We start from the raw sequence: 16166 nt of genomic DNA on the forward strand, positions 1-16166 counted from the left end.
TCTGGGTGGTCGAGCCGCATCCGTAATATCCCGGATACCCCCTGGTCAGGGCGTTAGTAAAGGTTTTCGGACTCAGCGGCCGTCCGAAGTGGAAATTTCACGCACCACATCAGCGCCAAGCGCCTGCATGCGCTGCGCCAGCGCCCCGTGGCCGCGGTCGATGAGATAACCCGACCCGATCGACGTCTCTCCCTCGGCGGCGAGACCGGCGAGCACGAGCGCGATTCCGGACCTGAGGTCGTGGGCCGTCACGTCGGCGCCGTGCAGCGGCGTCGGGCCGTGCACCACCGCGCGGCTCCCCTCCACCTCGACGTTCGCGCCCATCTTGTTGAGCTCGCCCGCGAGCGCGAAGCGGCCGTCGAAGATGCGCTCGTGGATGTAGCTGGAGCCCTCCGCGAGGCAGGCCACGGTCATCAGGGGAGACTGCAGGTCGGTCGCGAAGCCGGGGTAGGTGTCGGTGATCACGTTGATCGGGCGCAGCGGCCGGTCGCGACGCACCTGGAGGACCGCGCCGTGCTCCTCGAACTCGACGCCCATCTGCTCCAGCTTCCAGCGGACCACGCCGAGATGCTCCAGCGAGGCGCCGACCAGGCTCACGTCGCCGCCGGTGATCGCCGCGGCCATGGCGAACACGCCCGCGTCGAGCCGGTCCGGCATCACCGTGTGCTCGACCGCGGTCAGTTCGTCGACGCCCTCGACCGTGATGAAGCCGGTCCCGCCGCCGCGGATGCGCGCCCCCATCCGGCTCAGCATCGTGATGACGTCGAGCACCTCGGGTTCGAGCGCCGCGTTCTCGATCACGGTGGTGCCCCGGGCGAGGGAGGCCGCCATGATCAGGTTCTCGGTGCCGGTGTGCGAGGGGGTGTCGAGATAGAGCGGGGCGCCGAGCAGGCCGCCGGCCTTGATGTGGATGACGGCCTCGCCCTCGTCCACCATCGCGCCGAGGCGCTTGTAGCCGAGGTAGTGGAAGTCGAGGTTGCGGCTGCCGAGGTTGCAGCCGCCGATGCCCTCGATGATCGCCTCGCCGAGGCGGTGGAGCAGGGCCGGGACGAACAGCACCGATCCCCGGAACCGGCGGGCGATCTCGGCGGGCAGGACCGGGCTGGTCAGCCGGGAGGCGTCGATGACGAGCGTCCGCTCGCTCTCGTGGAACTCCACCTTCGCCCCGATGGCCTCGGCGAGCTCGACCGCCCGGCGCACGTCCTCGATGACGGGCACGTTGCGGAGCACCGTACGGCCTTCGGCCGCGAGCAGCGCCGCCCCGATCATGGGCAGTACGGCGTTCTTCGCGCCCTGGATGAAGGCGGTTCCACGCAGTACGTTGCCACCGCGCACGCGGTAACTGACCATGAATTCGACTCCTATGTTGGGGGAAAAGTGGGGGGACTCGCGTCGGCCGGCAGCCACGTCGTCGGCGAATGCGTCGGCCTAGAGTAGCCGCTGTCCCGGGCGTTTCGGGGAGGAACTACCCCCAGAACAGACGGGGGAACAGGTCACACGAGATGACTTGTGTGACGTTTGTGACTCAGGCGCGGAAGCGCTCTCCGGTGAGGCGCTCGTACGCCTCCACGTAACGGTCGCGCGTGCGCTCGACGATCTCGTCCGGCAGCCGCGGAGGAGCCTCGCCGGAGGCCCTGTCCCAGCCCGACGCGGGCGACAGCAGCCAGTCCCGGACGAACTGCTTGTCGAACGACGGCTGGGAGCGGCCCGGCTCCCACTGGTCCAGCGGCCAGAAGCGCGACGAGTCGGGGGTCAGCACCTCGTCCCCCAGGGTCAGCACGCCGTCGGAGTCCCAGCCCAGCTCGATCTTGGTGTCGGCCAGGATGATGCCCCGGTCCAGGGCGATCTCCGCCCCCCGGCGGTAGACGCCGAGGGTGATGTCACGCAGCCGCTCGGCCACGTCCGCGCCCACCTCGGCCACGACCTGCTCGAACGTCATCGGCTCGTCGTGCTCGCCCATCGGGGCCTTCGTCGACGGCGTGAAGATCGGCTCGGGCAGCCGCGACCCGTCGGTGAGCCCCTCCGGGAGCCGTACGCCGGAGACGACGCCCTCCCTGCGATAGTCGGTCAGCCCGGAGCCCGTGAGGTAGCCGCGGGCCACGCACTCCACCGGCACCATCCGCAGCTTCCGGCACAGCACCCCGCGCCCGGCGAACTCCGCGGGCACGTCGGCCGGGACGACGTGGTTGGGCACGACGTCCTCGAGCTGCTCGAACCACCACAGCGACAGCCGGGTGAGAATCTCCCCCTTGTCGGGGATGCCGGGTTCGAGGACGAAGTCGAAGGCCGAGATGCGATCGGACGCGACCATCAGCAGCAACCCCTCGGGGGTCTCGTACAGGTCGCGTACCTTGCCGGAGTGGAGGTGCTTCACCCCGCCATTCTCCCAGCTCCTCACCCCGTGTCGCGTCAGGAGGAGGGGTCGCGTCAGGAGGAGGCGGCGGTCAGGGCGATGTCGGAGCGGTGGTGGGAGCCGCGCAGGGTGATCTGCTCCAGCGCCTCGTAGGCCCGCGTCCTCGCCTCGGCCAGGTCGGCGCCGGTCCCGACCACGTTGAGCACCCGCCCGCCGTTCGACACCAGCCGGTTCTCCGGGTCGAGGGCCGTCCCGGCGTGCAGCACGTACGCCTCGTCGGTCGCCGCGGGAAGCCCCGCGACGGGGTCGCCCTTCGCCGGGTCGGCCGGGTAGTTCTCGGCGGCGAGCACCACGGTCACGGCGGCGCCGTCGCGCCAGCGCAGCGGCGGATGGTCCGCGAGGGTTCCGGTCGCGCACGCGAGCAGCAGCCCGCCCAGCGGGGTCTCCAGCCGGTCGAGCACGACCTGGGTCTCCGGGTCGCCGAACCGCGCGTTGAACTCGATCACGCGGGGGCCGTCGGCGGTCAGGGCCAGCCCCGCGTACAGCACGCCCGTGTACGGCGTGCCGCGCCGGGCCATCTCGGCGACCGTCGGCCGCACGATCTCCGCCATGACCCGCTCCGGCAGGCCCTCCGGGGCCCAGGGGAGCGGCGTGTACGCCCCCATGCCGCCGGTGTTGGGGCCCTTGTCGCCGTCGTAGGCCCGCTTGAAGTCCTGGGCCGGCTGGAGCGCCACCGCGCTCGTCCCGTCGCACAGGGCGAACAGCGACACCTCCGGGCCGTCGAGGAACTCCTCGATCACCACCCGCTCGCACGACCGCGCGTGCTCCAGGGCCTCCTCGCGGCTGTCGGTCACGACCACGCCCTTGCCCGCGGCCAGGCCGTCGTCCTTCACGACGTACGGAGGGCCGAAGGCGTCCAGCGCCGCCGCGGCCTCCTCCTCGGTCACGCACGTGTACGCCCGCGCGGTCGGCACGCCCGCGGCCGTCATGACGTCCTTGGCGAACGCCTTGGAACCCTCGACCGCGGCCGCCTCGGCCGACGGCCCGAAGCAGGGGATGCCCGCGGCCCTGACCGCGTCGGCCACGCCGGCGACCAGCGGCGCCTCCGGGCCGATCACGACGAGACCGGCGCCCAGGCGCTCGGCGAGGGCGGTCACCGCCGCGCCGTCGGTGGGCGTGACCTGGTGCAGGGTGGCCACCTCGGCGATGCCGGCGTTGCCGGGGGCGCAGTGGACTTCGACGACGGAGGGGTCCAGCCGCAGGGCCCGGCACAGAGCGTGCTCGCGACCCCCGGAACCGATGACAAGAACGCGCACCCGCTCATTCTCGCAGTCTTCCCCGTGTCCTCCGCCGTCCGGCCTCCGTACAGGCCGATGGGCGCCGGATACACAGGGGTGACCAGTTTGTCCGACCCCTTTTTGGCAAGAAGTGCATGATCGGAGGGTCTTGACGCCGGTACCCTGGAACAGGCGTCACGCAGCCGTGTGCTAGGTTGGTGAGGCTTCGCGCTGTCTCGTAGTGATTGGAGGTGGTCTGGGATGAATTCTGGTGATCCCGTCAGTACGTGCTCGCGCACGTACGTCGTGCGCACTCCCGACCACTTCGACACTGAGTCCCGAGGGGCAGCTCACGCCTGCATGAAGGGGTGACATCACGTCGCGCGTAGAGCGTGCCGGCTCGGGCGGGAAGGGACCGCCATGCGCTCCACTCTGCTTTTCCCCCGCATCAACAGGCACACCCGCGTCCTGTCCACGCACCTCGGCTCCGCGCCGGTGAGCGCGGACGCCGTCGTCCGCTGCGTGCCGCCGGCCAGCTCCCTCGTCGAGTTCGGCGCGTACATCGGCGGCAAGAAGGTCGCCGCGAACGGCATCCCCGAGGCCGTCCGGATGGTCCGCGAGCACAACGAGGCCAACGAGCTGCCCGGCGCGTACGTCTGGGTGGGCCTGCACGAGCCCGCCGCGCCCGAGGTGGAGTGGCTCGCCGAGGTGTTCGGCCTGCACCCCCTCGCCGTGGAGGACGCCATCAAGGCCCACCAGCGGCCCAAGGTCGAGCGGTACGGCGACTCGCTGTTCGTGGTGCTCAAGACCGTCGCGTTCCTCGACGGCGAGGTGCCGACGGCGAGCGGTGAGATCATCGGCACCGGCGAGATCATGGTCTTCGTCGGCCCCGACTTCGTGGTGACCGTACGGCACGGCCGGTACTGCCCGCTCGGCGACGTCCGCGAGAAGCTGGAGTCGAAGCCGAAGCTGATCAGCCGGGGCCCGGCGGGTGTGCTGCACGCCATCGCCGACCACGTGGTGGACAAGTATCTCCAGGTCGCCGACCTGATGCAGGCGGAGCTCGAAGAGGTCGAGGCGGCGGTGTTCGCCGAGGTCAGCTCCCGGGACATCAACCGCATCTACCAGCTCAAGCGGGAGATGCTGGAGCTCAAGCGGGCCGTGGGACCGCTCCAGACCCCCTTCAACGCCCTTCCCCAGCGGCGCAGCATCCCCTCGGAGATGCGCGAGTACTTCCGCGACGTCGGCGACCACCTCTCCCGGGTGTGCGAGCAGGTGCAGGCCTCCAACGAACTGTCGGACTCGATCCTGCAGGCCGCGCTGGCGCGCTCGAACGCGCTCGCCAACGAGGACATGCGCAAGATCTCGTCCTGGGTCGCGATCATCTCGGTGCCCACGATGATCGCCGGCATCTACGGCATGAACTTCGAGCACATGCCCGAGGTCAAGGCGGTGTACGGCTACCCGCTGGTGCTGGGTGTCATGGTCGTCGCCTGCACGCTCCTGCATCGGGCGTTCCGTCGCAACGGCTGGCTCTGATCTGTTTTCTCCTGCTTTGTCAATTGGGGCCGGCTGAGCCCGACTCTGGGCATCGGTCATTGCGATATGTCAGATGATGTTGTTAGGTGGGGGAGAGCGGGCCGCTCGCGCACATCGACCGTTTCCACTTCCACAGGAGCGTGTCATGACAGAGGCGACACCCCGGTTGTCCATCTTTCCCCTCGCGCGTGAGCGTACTTTCGACCCGCCGGACGAGCTGACGCGCCGCCGCGCGGAGGCGCCGCTCCAGCGGATGATGTACGGGGACGGGCACGAGGGCTGGCTGGCGACCGGTTACGCCGAGTCCCGCGCCATCCTCGCCGACGCCCGCTTCAGCAGCCGGCCCGAACTGATGCACTCGGCGCTTCCCCAGCGGGTGGAGCTCCGCCGGGGGCCCCTGCAGCCGGGGTTCTTCCTGCAGATGGACCCTCCCGACCACACCCGGTACCGGAGGTTGCTGACGGGCCAGTTCACCGTGCGGCGGATGAAGCAGCTCGAACCGCGTATCCACGACATCACCGAAAGCCGCCTCGACGCCATGGAGCGCGAGGGCGCCCCGGCCGACCTCGTCAGGTCCTTCGCGCTGCCCATCCCGTCGCTGGTCATCTGCGAGATGCTGGGCGTGCCGTACGAGGACAGGGAGAAGTTCCAGCACGACTCGTCGGTGATCCTCGATCTCGAGGCCTCGACCGACGAGATCACGGCGGCGAGGGACGACCTGCTCGCCTATTTGGGCGCTCTCGTCGCCGCCAAGAGGAAGGACCCGGGCGACGACATGCTGAGCGGCCTGACCGCCTCCGGGGAGCTGACGGACGCCGAGATCGCCGGCATGGGTCTGCTGCTGCTCATCGCGGGCCACGAGACGACGGCGAACATGCTCGGCCTCGGCACCTTCGCGCTGCTGACGAACCCCCGGCAGCTCGCCGTCGTGCGGGACGACCCGGGCGCGGTGGAGAACGCGGTGGAGGAGCTGCTGCGCTACCTCAGCATCCTGCACATCGGGCCCACCCGTACGGCCCTGGAGGATGTCGAGATCGGCGGCACCCTGGTCAGGGCCGGGGAGTCGGTGACCCTGTCGCTGGGGGCGGCCAACCGCGACCCCGAGCGGTTCGAGGGCGGCGACACGCTCGACGTGACCCGGTCGGCCCAGGGCCACCTGAGCTTCGGCCACGGCATCCATCAGTGCCTGGGCCAGCAGCTCGCGCGCGTCGAGATGCGGATCGCCTATCCGGCCCTGCTGCGCCGGTTCCCCGGCCTGCGCCTGGCCGTGCCGCCGGAGGAGGTGCCGATGCGGGCCACCTCGGCGGTCTACGGGGTACGCCGCCTGCCGGTGCTCTGGTGAGGCGATGCGCGGGAGGAAACGATGAAGATCAAGGCTGATCTCGAACGGTGCGTCGGAGCGGGGATGTGCGCGCTCACGCTGCCCCAGGTCTTCGACCAGAGCGAGGACGACGGAACGGTCGAGATTCTCGACCCCGAGCCGCCGGCCGAACTGGCGGCGGCGGTGCGCAGAGCCGTCCAGCTCTGCCCGTCCGGCGCCCTCTCGCTCGACACGACAGATGCGGCCGGGTCGATCGAGTAGGCCGAGCCGATCGAGTAGGCCGAGCCGATCGAGTACGCCGAGGAGCGAGCGGCGACCGGCCCGGCGCGACACGCAGGACGGGGTGACGGTCAGCTACTTGACGCGCACCCTGCGATGAGGTTGTCTGGTAAGTGGCTGTGAAAGCCATTCTTGTGGGTGACCCTGGAGCCCCGTCTCAGCCCCTCAGTAGAGGAGCCTCGGCGGGGCTCTTCCCACGTCCCTTAACGGCAGGGTCCCTCACGGCAGGGTCTCTTACGGCGCTCCCACCGGGCGCAACGGGCTGACCGGCCGGGGCAGCGGCAGCCCCCGTGCCTTCCACAACCGGCGCATGCGGTCGGGGTAGTCGGTGACGACGCCGGCCACGCCCAGGTCGATGAGCCGGGCCGCCTCGTCGGGCTCGTTGACCGTCCAGACCACGACGGGCAGGCCCTGCCGCGCCGCCCCGGCAATCAGCGCCTCGTCGACGAGCACCCGGTCGGGGGACAGGGTCGTCGCGCCCACCGCGGCGGCGGCCGCCGCGAGGTCGCCGCCCACCTCGGTGAGGCGGATGCCGTTCATCCACTCCGGCGTCATCGTGTCGCGCTCCACGAGGGCGTACCGCCGCTCGATCAGCGGCCCGGCGATCTCCAGGAGCCGCCAGTCGAAGCTGAGCAGGGCCGACCTGGAGAGCCGGTCGTGCCGGTCGAGCTCGCGGACGACCTCCGTCACGAACCGCCGAGGGTCCGGGCACAGGTCCGGACGGACCGGGTCGGACTTGAGCTCCACGTTCAGCCGCACGTCGTCGGCGCCGAGAGCGCCGACCAGGCCGAGCACCGCGCCGAGCGTGGGCATCCGGGTGTCCGGCAACGGCACCTGCGTGAGCGCGAAGCGGTCTTCCGGCCGTTGCGGCAGCCGTACGCCGACGTCGAGGGTCCGCAGCTGCGGCAGCGTGAGCGCGACGACCGGCTTGCCGACGTACGGGAACATCTCGTCCCCCGGCGTGGCCATGCCGGTGTCCGCGCTGGTCACGGGGGAGACGTGCAGGTCGTGGGTGAGCACGAGCTGCCCGTCGGCCGACATGGCGACGTCGAACTCCAAGGCGTCGACCCCGAGCTCCAGCGCGAAGGCCAGGCCGGGCAGCGTGTTCTCGGGCCGCAGCCCTCGTGCTCCACGGTGCCCGTGCAGCTCAACGTATCCGTGCACAGCGGCGTACCCTACCGCCCCGCGGGGGTGACGCGGGTGATCCCCCGGTTCCCGGCGCGTACGCCACGAACCATCAGATCAGCGGGCGAATCTGGATGGTCTGGGTGCGGCCGGGGCCCACGCCGATGGCCGAGATCGGGGCGCCGCTCATCTCCTCCAGCGCCCTGACGTACGCCTGCGCGTTCGGCGGCAGGTCCTCGAACGTCTTGGCGCCGGTGATGTCCTCCTGCCAGCCGGGCAGCTCCTCGTAGACCGGCGTGGCGTGGTGGAACTCGGTCTGCGTCATGGGGATCTCGTCGTGGCGCGTGCCGTCGACGTCGTACGCGACGCAGACCGGGATGCGCTCCAGCCCGGACAGCACGTCGAGCTTGGTCAGGAAGAAGTCGGTCACGCCGTTGATCCGGGTGGCGTACCGCGCGATGACCGCGTCGAACCAGCCGCAGCGGCGGTCGCGGCCGGTGGTCACGCCGTACTCGCCGCCCGTCTGGCGCAGCCACTCGCCCTGCTCGTCCAGCAGTTCGGTGGGGAACGGCCCGGAGCCCACCCGCGTGGTGTACGCCTTGAGGATGCCGATGATCCTGGTCAGCCGGGTCGGCGGGATGCCGGAGCCGGCGCAGGCGCCGCCCGAGGTGGGGGAGCTGGAGGTCACGAAGGGATAGGTGCCGTGGTCGATGTCGAGCAGCGTGCCCTGCCCGCCTTCGAGCAGCACGACCTTGTCCTGGTCGAGCGCCTGCGAGAGCACCAGCGAGGTGTCGGCGATGTGCGGGCGCAGCCGCTCGGCGTAGCCGAGGTACTCCTCCAGCACCTTGGCCGGGTCGAGGCCCCTGCGGTTGTAGATCTTGGTGAGGACCTGGTTCTTCTCGCCGACCGCGGCCTCGATCTTCTTGCCGAGGATGCCCGGGTCGAGCAGGTCCTGCACCCGGATGCCCATGCGGTAGATCTTGTCGCCGTACGCCGGGCCGATGCCGCGGCCGGTCGTGCCGATCTTGGCCTTGCCGAGGAAACGCTCGCTGACCTTGTCGATCGCCTTGTGCTGGGGCATGATCAGGTGCGCGCTCGCGGAGATCAGCAGCCGCTCGCAGGAGATGCCGCGCTCGGCCAGCCCGTCGATCTCGGAGAGCAGGACGCCCGGGTCGACGACCACCCCGTTGCCGATCACCGGTACGACGTCCGGCGAGAGCACCCCGGTCGGCAGCAGGTGCAGGGCGTATTTCTGGTCGCCGATCACCACGGTATGACCCGCGTTGTTGCCGCCCTGGTAACGGACGACGTAGTCGACGTCACCACCGAGCAGGTCGGTGGCCTTCCCCTTGCCCTCATCGCCCCACTGGGCACCAACGAGAACGACAGCCGGCATGGTCAAATCTCCCGAACCACGACGAAAGCCCCTGGCGCAAGCGCGGCAGGGGCCTCTTGCACACAGAGACTACCCGAGGGCCGCGCCGTGGGTGAACGGCGTCTTAACTCGCGAGACGGAGCCTCGCCGGCCCTCGCGTGCCGCTGTGTTCCCGGGCCGTCGTTCCCGAGTCGTCGTTCCCGGGCCGTCAGGAGGCCGTGGCGAGCGCCTCCGCGGCGGCCGTGCTGCTGTCGCGCAGGAACTGGGCGCAGCGCTCGGCCTCGTCCTTCTCGCCGATCGCGTGGGCGGCCCGGGCCAGGGCGTTCAGGCAGCGCAGGAACCCCTGGTTCGGCTCGTGCTCCCAGGGGATCGGGCCGTGGCCCTTCCAGCCCGCGCGGCGAAGCTGGTCGAGGCCCCGGTGGTAGCCCGTCCGGGCGAACGCGTACGAGGTGACGGCGTGGCCGGAGGCGAAGTAGTCGTCGGCGAGTGCGCCCCAGGCCGCGGAGTAGGCGGGGAAGCGCGCGGCCACGTCGGCCGCCTTGGCGCCCGACTCGAGCATCTGCCGCGCCTCGGCGTTGTCGGGCAGCAGGGTGGGCGGCGGGCCGGCAAGGAGGTTCTCGTGCGTTTCCATGAGCACAGTCTTACCTGCCGAACAGCCCGAAGGGTATGGTCCGGCCGGCGGGAACGGAAGATCGATACGAGAATGATCTTCAGTTCCCGCCGGTCCGCCCGCTACTTGAGCTTGGTGCCCGCGGACTTGAGGTGCTGGCAGGCCTCGACGATGCGCTGCGCCATGCCGGCCTCGGCCAGCTTGCCGTACGCGCGCGGGTCGTAGGCCTTCTTGTTGCCGACCTCGCCGTCGATCTTCAGCACGCCGTCGTAGTTGCGGAACACGTGGTCCACGATCGGACGGGTGAAGGCGTACTGCGTGTCGGTGTCGATGTTCATCTTCACCACGCCGTACGAGATCGACTCGTGGATCTCCTCCATGGCCGAGCCGGAGCCGCCGTGGAAGACGAGGGCGAACGGCTTCTCCTTGCCGTACTTCGCGCCGACGGCCTCCTGGATCTCCTTGAGCACGCTCGGACGGAGCTTCACGTGACCCGGCTTGTAGACGCCGTGCACGTTGCCGAAGGTGGCGGCCACGATGTAGCGGCCCCGCTCGCCCAGGCCGAGGGTCTCGGCGACGGCCAGCGCGTCCTCCGGCGTCGTGTAGAGCTTCTCGTTGATCTCGCCGACGACGCCGTCCTCCTCGCCGCCGACGACGCCGATCTCGATCTCGAGGATCACCTTGGCGGCGGCGGTCTTGTCCAGCAGCTCGCTGGCGATCTGGAGGTTCTCGTCCAGCGGCACGGCGGAGCCGTCCCACATGTGCGACTGGAACAGCGGGTCCTGGCCGCGCGCGACGCGCTCGGCGGAGATCTCCAGCAGCGGGCGGACGAAAGAGCCCAGCTTGTCCTTCGGGCAGTGGTCGGTGTGCAGACCGACCGTCACCGGGTACTTCTCGGCCACCACACGGGCGAACTCGGCGAACGCCACCGACCCGGTGACCATGTCCTTCACGGTGGTGCCGGAAAGGAACTCAGCCCCTCCGGTCGACACCTGGATGATCCCGTCGCTCTCCGCCTCCGCGAAGCCGCGCAGCGCGGCGTGCAGGGTCTGCGACGAGGTCACGTTGATCGCCGGGTACGCGAAACCGCCCGCTTTGGCGCGGTCGAACATCTCGGCGTAGACCTCTGGAGTCGCGATAGGCATGCGAAGTCATCTCCTTCTGACGGTATGCGGCGTGGCCAGTATCCCGAAGGCCGGGCCGATCCGGAAAGCCGGGCCGGGTGGAGGCCGCCGAAAGCCGCGGTCATTGCGCGACCCGGGTTTTCCACAGCCGTTGTCTCTTCTCAGTCTCATCTCATCCCGGACAGGTAGGCTCGGGCCGTGGACGTGCTCTTGGACCTTCTTGACCCGAAGTGGTGGCTGGGAATGCTCGGCGCCTTCGCCACGATCGGCGTCATCGCCATCGTGTTCGCGGAGACGGGGCTGCTCGTCGGGTTCTTCCTGCCCGGTGACTCGCTGCTCGTGACCGCTGGAATTTTCAGTACCGTCGCGGCCGCCCAGGGGTTCGGGATCGCGCCGCTGTCACTGCCGGCCCTGCTGGTCGGCGCGCCGCTGGCCGCGATCGCGGGGGCGCAGCTGGGCCACTTCCTGGGCGCGAAGGTGGGCCGGAGGATGTTCGACAAGCCGGATTCCCGGCTGTTCAAGAGAGAGCACGTCGAGAAGGCGGAGCACTACTTCGAGAAGTTCGGCCCGGCGAAGGCCGTGGTCGTCGCGCGGTTCATGCCGATCGTCCGCACCTTCATGAATCCCGTGGCCGGCGTCCTGGAGATGGACGCGCGCCGGTTCTTCGTCTGGAACGTCGTCGGCGGCGTCGTCTGGGTCGAGGCGCTGCTGCTGCTCGGTTATTTCCTCGGCAGCAAGGTCGAGGGCATCGACAAGTACATCCTTCCCGGCGTATTCGTCGTCATCGTCCTGTCGATCATCCCCATCGTGCGTGAAGTGATGAAGAGCCGCCGGGCCGCCGTCGTCGTGCCGAAGGGCCGCCACCACGCCGGCGTGGAGCAGCGGAACCACCCCGGCGTCTGACGCGGGCCCGGCGATGAATGCCTGATGACAAGCGACAGGTCAGCACTGAACCTCCCGCACAGCCGCTACTCTCCGGGTTGTGGGACGCCACAGGTCTGATCCCCTCGGAATCGCGAGGCTGGCACTCGTCGGCCTGGCGGTAGTGCTGCTGCTCGCCGTGATCGTGATCGGCGGCAGGGCGCTGTTCTCGACGTTCGGATCAGGGCAGTCCGGGGACCCCGCGGCCGTCGCGTCCTCGTCCCCGGCGGCCCGGCCCTCCGCGGCGGCGTCCCCGCCCAGCGTGCCCACCGTACGGGTGGTGTGCCAGGCCGACCGGTGCCCGGTGTTCGTCCGGGTGCCGGGCGGCGACGTGCTGGTCGACCGGGACCTGGCCCGGGGCGAGCAGGCGTCCTACTTCGACCCCGAACTCGACGTCGTCCTGGACGACGCGAGCACGGTCGAGGTGTTCACGAACGGAGCCGCCAGGTCCCCCGGGCCGCCCGGCGAGCGGCAGGCGTTCAGTGTGCGGCGATCCCCAGGTCCGTGAGCGTGTAGGCGGAGCGGTAGGGCACCCCGGTCGCCGCCAGCGCCTCGTCGCCGCCCCGGTGCACGATCGTCGCGATGCCCACGACCTGCGCGCCCGCCTCGCGCAGCGCCTCCACGGCGGTGAGCACCGATCCGCCGGTGGTGGTGGTGTCCTCCACCGCGAGCACCCGGCGTCCGGCGACGTCGGGGCCCTCGATCCTGCGCTGCAGGCCGTGGGCCTTGCCCGCCTTGCGGACGACGAACGCGTCGAGCGCGCGGCCCCGGGCCGCCGCCGCGTGCAGCATCGCCGTCGCCACGGGGTCCGCGCCCAGCGTCAGGCCGCCGACCGCCTCGTAGCCGAGATCCTCGGTGAGGTCCAGCATGACCCGGCCCACCAGTGGCGCCGCCACGCCGTCGAGGGTGATGCGGCGCAGGTCGACGTACCAGTCGGCCTCCTTGCCCGAGGACAGCACGACCCGCCCGTGCACGATGCCCTTGTTCTTGATCTCGTCCAGCAGCTTCTCGCGGTCACTCATGGGCCTCAGCGTACGGCCGGCCCGGCGGGACGGTTCGCAGGGGCCGACGGCTACGCAGAGTAAAGACCTGGCTGCGGTTTAGCCAGGACGCGGACTGCGGAATGATTGGCGATGCAACTCATCGTAATCGCGAGGTCGCAATGCGTAGACAAGTCCGGCTTACCGACGTGGAGCTGCTCGAAGCCGTCCGGGGAGGCGACACGGCGGCGTACGGAACGCTCTACCGGCGTCACTCCACGGCCGCCCGGTCCCTGGCCCGGCAGCTCACGCAGAGTGAGGAGGCGGTCGAGAACCTCCTCGTCGAGATCTTCGCGAGGGTGCTGGAACTGGTGCGGCGCGGCGGCGGCCCCGCCTCCGCCTTCCGGCCCTATCTGCTGGCGTCGCTGCGCCGGTACGCCGCCACCGGGGTGGTCGACCTGGCCGACGGCGACTCCCTCTACGTGGACCCCGAGCTGAAGGGGCTCGAACGCGCGCCGCTCGCCCGCGCCTATCTCTCGTTGCCGGAGCGCTGGCGCATGGTGCTGTGGCATGTGGAGGTCGAGGGCGCCGACCCGGCGGAGGCGGGGCCGCTGCTCGGGCTCTCGGGAAGGGCGACCGTCGAGCTCACCGGGAGGGCCCGCCGCGCGCTGCGGGAGGCGTACGTGCGGCTGCGCCTGGACGGCGGCCCGCGCGAGGAGTGCCGGCCGGTCCTCATCACGATCCTGCGGTACCTGGAGAACGGCCTGCCGAAGCAGGAGGCCGCCGAGGTCGACGGGCACGTCGCCGAGTGCATCGACTGCCGGTCGGTCTTCCTGGAGATGGTGGACCTCACGCAGGGGCTGCGGGACGTCGTCGGCCAGCTCGTCGCGGGGCCGGCCGTGGACGACTACCTCGCGGACCTCGCCGCGCACACGCGGCACGACCAGGCGCCCGGCGGGGACTTCAGAGCGGGCGTCCGGGCGGGTGCCCGAATGGACGACAGCCCCCTGGCCGTGCTGCGGGCCTTGTACGACAGGGCCCGGGCCTCCGTGCGAAGCGTCTGGACGGGCGCGGTCGCGGTGCTCGGGGCCGCCGGTGACCGGGTGCGGGCGCCCATCCTGCGGCTGCCGGCCCTCGTGCAGAGCGTGCCGGCCTCCTACCGCGCGGTGCTGGGAGGCATCGCCGTGGCCGGCCTGGCGACGGCGGCCTTCCTGCTCGTCGCCGAGCCGGCGAGCGTGCTTCCGGTGAGCGTCTCGGGGTCACCGGGCCGGACGGGCGAGCCGGTCGGCTCCGCGACACCGGCCGGGACGGCCGCGATGCCGGAGCCGGCCCGGCCGGACGACCCGGTCCCGCCGCCCCATGACAGCCGAGGGCACACCGGGTGGCCTCCGGCTCCCCGTCACTCCTCCGATGTCCGGGTGAACGCGGGGCACGCCCCGATGCAGGAAGGGAGTACGGCGCAGGAGGGCGTCGCCCAAGGGGATACGGCGCAGGAGGGCCGCGTCTCGGCCCCGGAACGGCAGCGGGTGCGCCGGCGGGTTCCCCGGGTTCCGTACGAGACGGACCGCGACCAGGGCCGCCGGCAGGCGCACCAGCAGTTCCCCACCCGCCAGGAGGTGCGTCAGCGGGTTCCCGGGCAGGCCCGCGCCGACGTCCGGGATCGTGCGGAGCACGCCGGACGGAGCACCCGGCCCGGCGGCGACGAGAAGACCGGGAGGCGGCACGCGGCGCGGACCCCGCACCCCGGCACGGTGAGCCGTGCCGGGAGGAGCGGGGAGGCCGGGCCGGTCGTCGCCGTCGACCCGCTCGGCGCCCTGCTGCGCGGGCAGCCGGGGCTCGTCGCCGTACGGCTGCGCGACGCGGGCCGCGCAGCCACGGAGGGGGAGAGCCGGGAAGGGAAGGACGAGGTCGTCGCGACCGTGACCCTCCCGCCGGGAGTCAGGTTCGTGGCCCGGAGCCGGTACGCGGCTTCCGGCGGGCATCGAGGCGGGCATCGGGGCGGGGAACAGGACGGGCGCGCGAAAGGGGACGCCGGCACGGGGGACGGCTGGACCTGCACGGCGGAGGGCCGGGTCGTGCGCTGCGCCCGTGGGCCGCTGGCGGCCGGGGAGGTGACCGCGATCTTCCTGAAGGTGGCCGTGGCCGCGGACGCGCCCACGGATAGGGCGTTCACGGTCCGGGTCCGCTCGGGGCGGACGGAGGCCGCCGCCCGATCGACGGCGGGAGTACGCGGGTCGGGTGTGGCGGCCCGGTTCGCCGCGGACGGCCGTCTGGTCACGCGGGTCGTCGGCAACACGCTCGTGGGCACCGCCGCCTCCACCGCTCCTGGTCGTGGCCCGGGCGTCAGTGTGCCCGTCGACCTCGACGCGGACGACTCGACGCCGACGTCGAGTTGCGCCGATCTCGCTCTGCCCGGGGCCGGCCGGGTGCTGTGGGCCGGGCTCTACTGGTCGGCGGACGGCAGGCGGGCGGAGCCCACCGGGGACGTCCGGGTGCGCGCGCCGGGCAGCCCGGCGTACGTCACCGTGCGCGCGGCCGAGATCGCGCGGCGGAACCTGCCCACGGGTCCCGGTTACCAGGCGTTCGCCGACGTCACGTCCCTCGTCCGGGCCGCGGGCGGGGGACGCTGGTGGGTCGCCGGGGCGGCCCCGGCGCGTACGGGGACGGTCCGGCACGCCGCGTGGGGCCTGGTGATGCTGGCCGTGGACGAGCGCCAGCCGTACACGCGGGTGGTGGTGCTGGACGCCGCGGCCGTCGTGGGGACCGAGGAGGAGGCGCTGCGGATCCCGCTCGACGGCCTGGCCCCCGGCGGCGCCCCGGCGCGGATCGACCTGATGGTGTGGAACGCCGAGGGGGTCAGGGCCGGGCTCGCCACCACCGGCGGCCGGGGTCGTGGCGAGGACCGAGGGGAGGCGGGTGCCCTCCCCACGGGAGCCACCGGAGCCACCGGCGGTGTCGCGGTGGACTCCCTCCACACGCTGCTGGGACGCCGCCCCACGCTGCGTCTCGCGACCAGGCGGGAGCCGGCCTTCTTCGGGGTCGCGGTCGTGAGCGCGAGAACATGGTCCTGACATATTCCGCCTCCCCGAGGGGAGCTTTTTCCGAAGGTGACCGATAACGAATGAGTGGCAGGTAATACCTGGACAAACTGGTACGGTCGGCGTGAACGCTTCCGATTCCAGGGGCCGCGGACGTCCCGATCTCCCACCTGGGGGCGAGGGTTGAATCGCCGGGAATCACCCTCGCGGGAACACACGCTTGA

The 16166-nt window shown here is 71.3% G+C and carries 14 protein-coding genes; 6 read left to right on the plus strand and 8 right to left on the minus strand.

The window, feature by feature from the left end:
• Positions 1–72: 72 nt before the first annotated feature.
• From murA to purD, 3 genes are all read right to left on the minus strand, one after another.
• Positions 73–1350, minus strand: a complete 1278-nt coding sequence (gene murA, locus HHX40_RS21200; protein ID WP_182881968.1) for a UDP-N-acetylglucosamine 1-carboxyvinyltransferase — start codon at positions 1348–1350, stop codon at positions 73–75.
• A 175-nt stretch (positions 1351–1525) separates the two neighbouring features.
• Positions 1526–2413, minus strand: a complete 888-nt coding sequence (locus tag HHX40_RS21205; protein ID WP_220499416.1) for a phosphoribosylaminoimidazolesuccinocarboxamide synthase — start codon at positions 2411–2413, stop codon at positions 1526–1528.
• Between the two features lie 14 nt (positions 2414–2427).
• Positions 2428–3669 carry a phosphoribosylamine--glycine ligase gene (gene purD, locus HHX40_RS21210; RefSeq protein WP_182881970.1) on the minus strand — a complete coding sequence of 414 codons (1242 nt, stop codon included), beginning with the start codon at positions 3667–3669 and terminating at the stop codon, positions 2428–2430.
• A 381-nt stretch (positions 3670–4050) separates the two neighbouring features.
• On the opposite strand from purD, the gene HHX40_RS21215 reads away from it, so the two are divergent.
• The 3 genes from HHX40_RS21215 (at position 4051) to HHX40_RS21225 (ending at position 6751) form a co-directional block, all read left to right on the plus strand.
• The gene (locus HHX40_RS21215; protein WP_182881971.1) at positions 4051–5169 is read left to right on the plus strand and encodes a magnesium and cobalt transport protein CorA; all 1119 of its coding nucleotides are present in this window, start codon (positions 4051–4053) and stop codon (positions 5167–5169) included.
• Positions 5170–5314: 145 nt separating this feature from the next.
• On the plus strand, positions 5315–6511 hold the full coding sequence (locus HHX40_RS21220; RefSeq protein ID WP_182881972.1) for a cytochrome P450: 1197 nt from the start codon (positions 5315–5317) through the stop codon (positions 6509–6511).
• A 21-nt stretch (positions 6512–6532) separates the two neighbouring features.
• Positions 6533–6751, plus strand: coding sequence for a ferredoxin (locus HHX40_RS21225; RefSeq protein ID WP_182881973.1), 219 nt, complete (start codon positions 6533–6535; stop codon positions 6749–6751).
• Positions 6752–7003: 252 nt separating this feature from the next.
• Here HHX40_RS21225 and HHX40_RS21230 read toward each other — a convergent pair whose 3' ends face one another.
• From HHX40_RS21230 to fbaA, 4 genes are all read right to left on the minus strand, one after another.
• A complete protein-coding gene (locus HHX40_RS21230; protein ID WP_182881974.1) occupies positions 7004–7933 on the minus strand; it encodes a glycerophosphodiester phosphodiesterase family protein in 930 nt (309 codons plus the stop codon).
• Between the two features lie 73 nt (positions 7934–8006).
• Positions 8007–9290 carry an adenylosuccinate synthase gene (locus tag HHX40_RS21235; protein WP_111700369.1) on the minus strand — a complete coding sequence of 428 codons (1284 nt, stop codon included), beginning with the start codon at positions 9288–9290 and terminating at the stop codon, positions 8007–8009.
• A 187-nt stretch (positions 9291–9477) separates the two neighbouring features.
• Positions 9478–9900 (minus strand): DUF3151 domain-containing protein, encoded by a 423-nt coding sequence (locus HHX40_RS21240; RefSeq protein WP_111700370.1) that lies wholly within the window; start codon positions 9898–9900, stop codon positions 9478–9480.
• 101 nt (positions 9901–10001) lie between these two features.
• Positions 10002–11024 (minus strand): class II fructose-bisphosphate aldolase, encoded by a 1023-nt coding sequence (gene fbaA / locus HHX40_RS21245; protein WP_111700371.1) that lies wholly within the window; start codon positions 11022–11024, stop codon positions 10002–10004.
• Positions 11025–11201: 177 nt separating this feature from the next.
• Between fbaA and HHX40_RS21250 the strand changes: the two genes are divergently transcribed.
• Positions 11202–11906: a DedA family protein gene (locus HHX40_RS21250; RefSeq protein ID WP_310738215.1), complete on the plus strand. Its 705-nt coding sequence runs from the start codon at positions 11202–11204 to the stop codon at positions 11904–11906.
• 79 nt (positions 11907–11985) lie between these two features.
• Positions 11986–12432, plus strand: a complete 447-nt coding sequence (locus tag HHX40_RS21255; protein WP_182881975.1) for a hypothetical protein — start codon at positions 11986–11988, stop codon at positions 12430–12432.
• Here the strand turns inward: HHX40_RS21255 and HHX40_RS21260 are convergent.
• A complete protein-coding gene (locus tag HHX40_RS21260; protein WP_111700374.1) occupies positions 12404–12946 on the minus strand; it encodes an orotate phosphoribosyltransferase in 543 nt (180 codons plus the stop codon). The two genes, HHX40_RS21255 and HHX40_RS21260, sit on opposite strands and share 29 nt — an antisense overlap.
• 140 nt (positions 12947–13086) lie before the next feature.
• Here HHX40_RS21260 and HHX40_RS21265 point away from each other — a divergent pair, with 140 nt between their 5' ends.
• Positions 13087–15975 carry a sigma-70 family RNA polymerase sigma factor gene (locus HHX40_RS21265; RefSeq protein ID WP_182881976.1) on the plus strand — a complete coding sequence of 963 codons (2889 nt, stop codon included), beginning with the start codon at positions 13087–13089 and terminating at the stop codon, positions 15973–15975.
• Positions 15976–16166 lie beyond the last annotated feature (191 nt).

It is taken from the genome of Microbispora sp. H10949 (assembly GCF_014161435.1).
Taxonomy (GTDB): domain Bacteria; phylum Actinomycetota; class Actinomycetes; order Streptosporangiales; family Streptosporangiaceae; genus Microbispora; species Microbispora triticiradicis.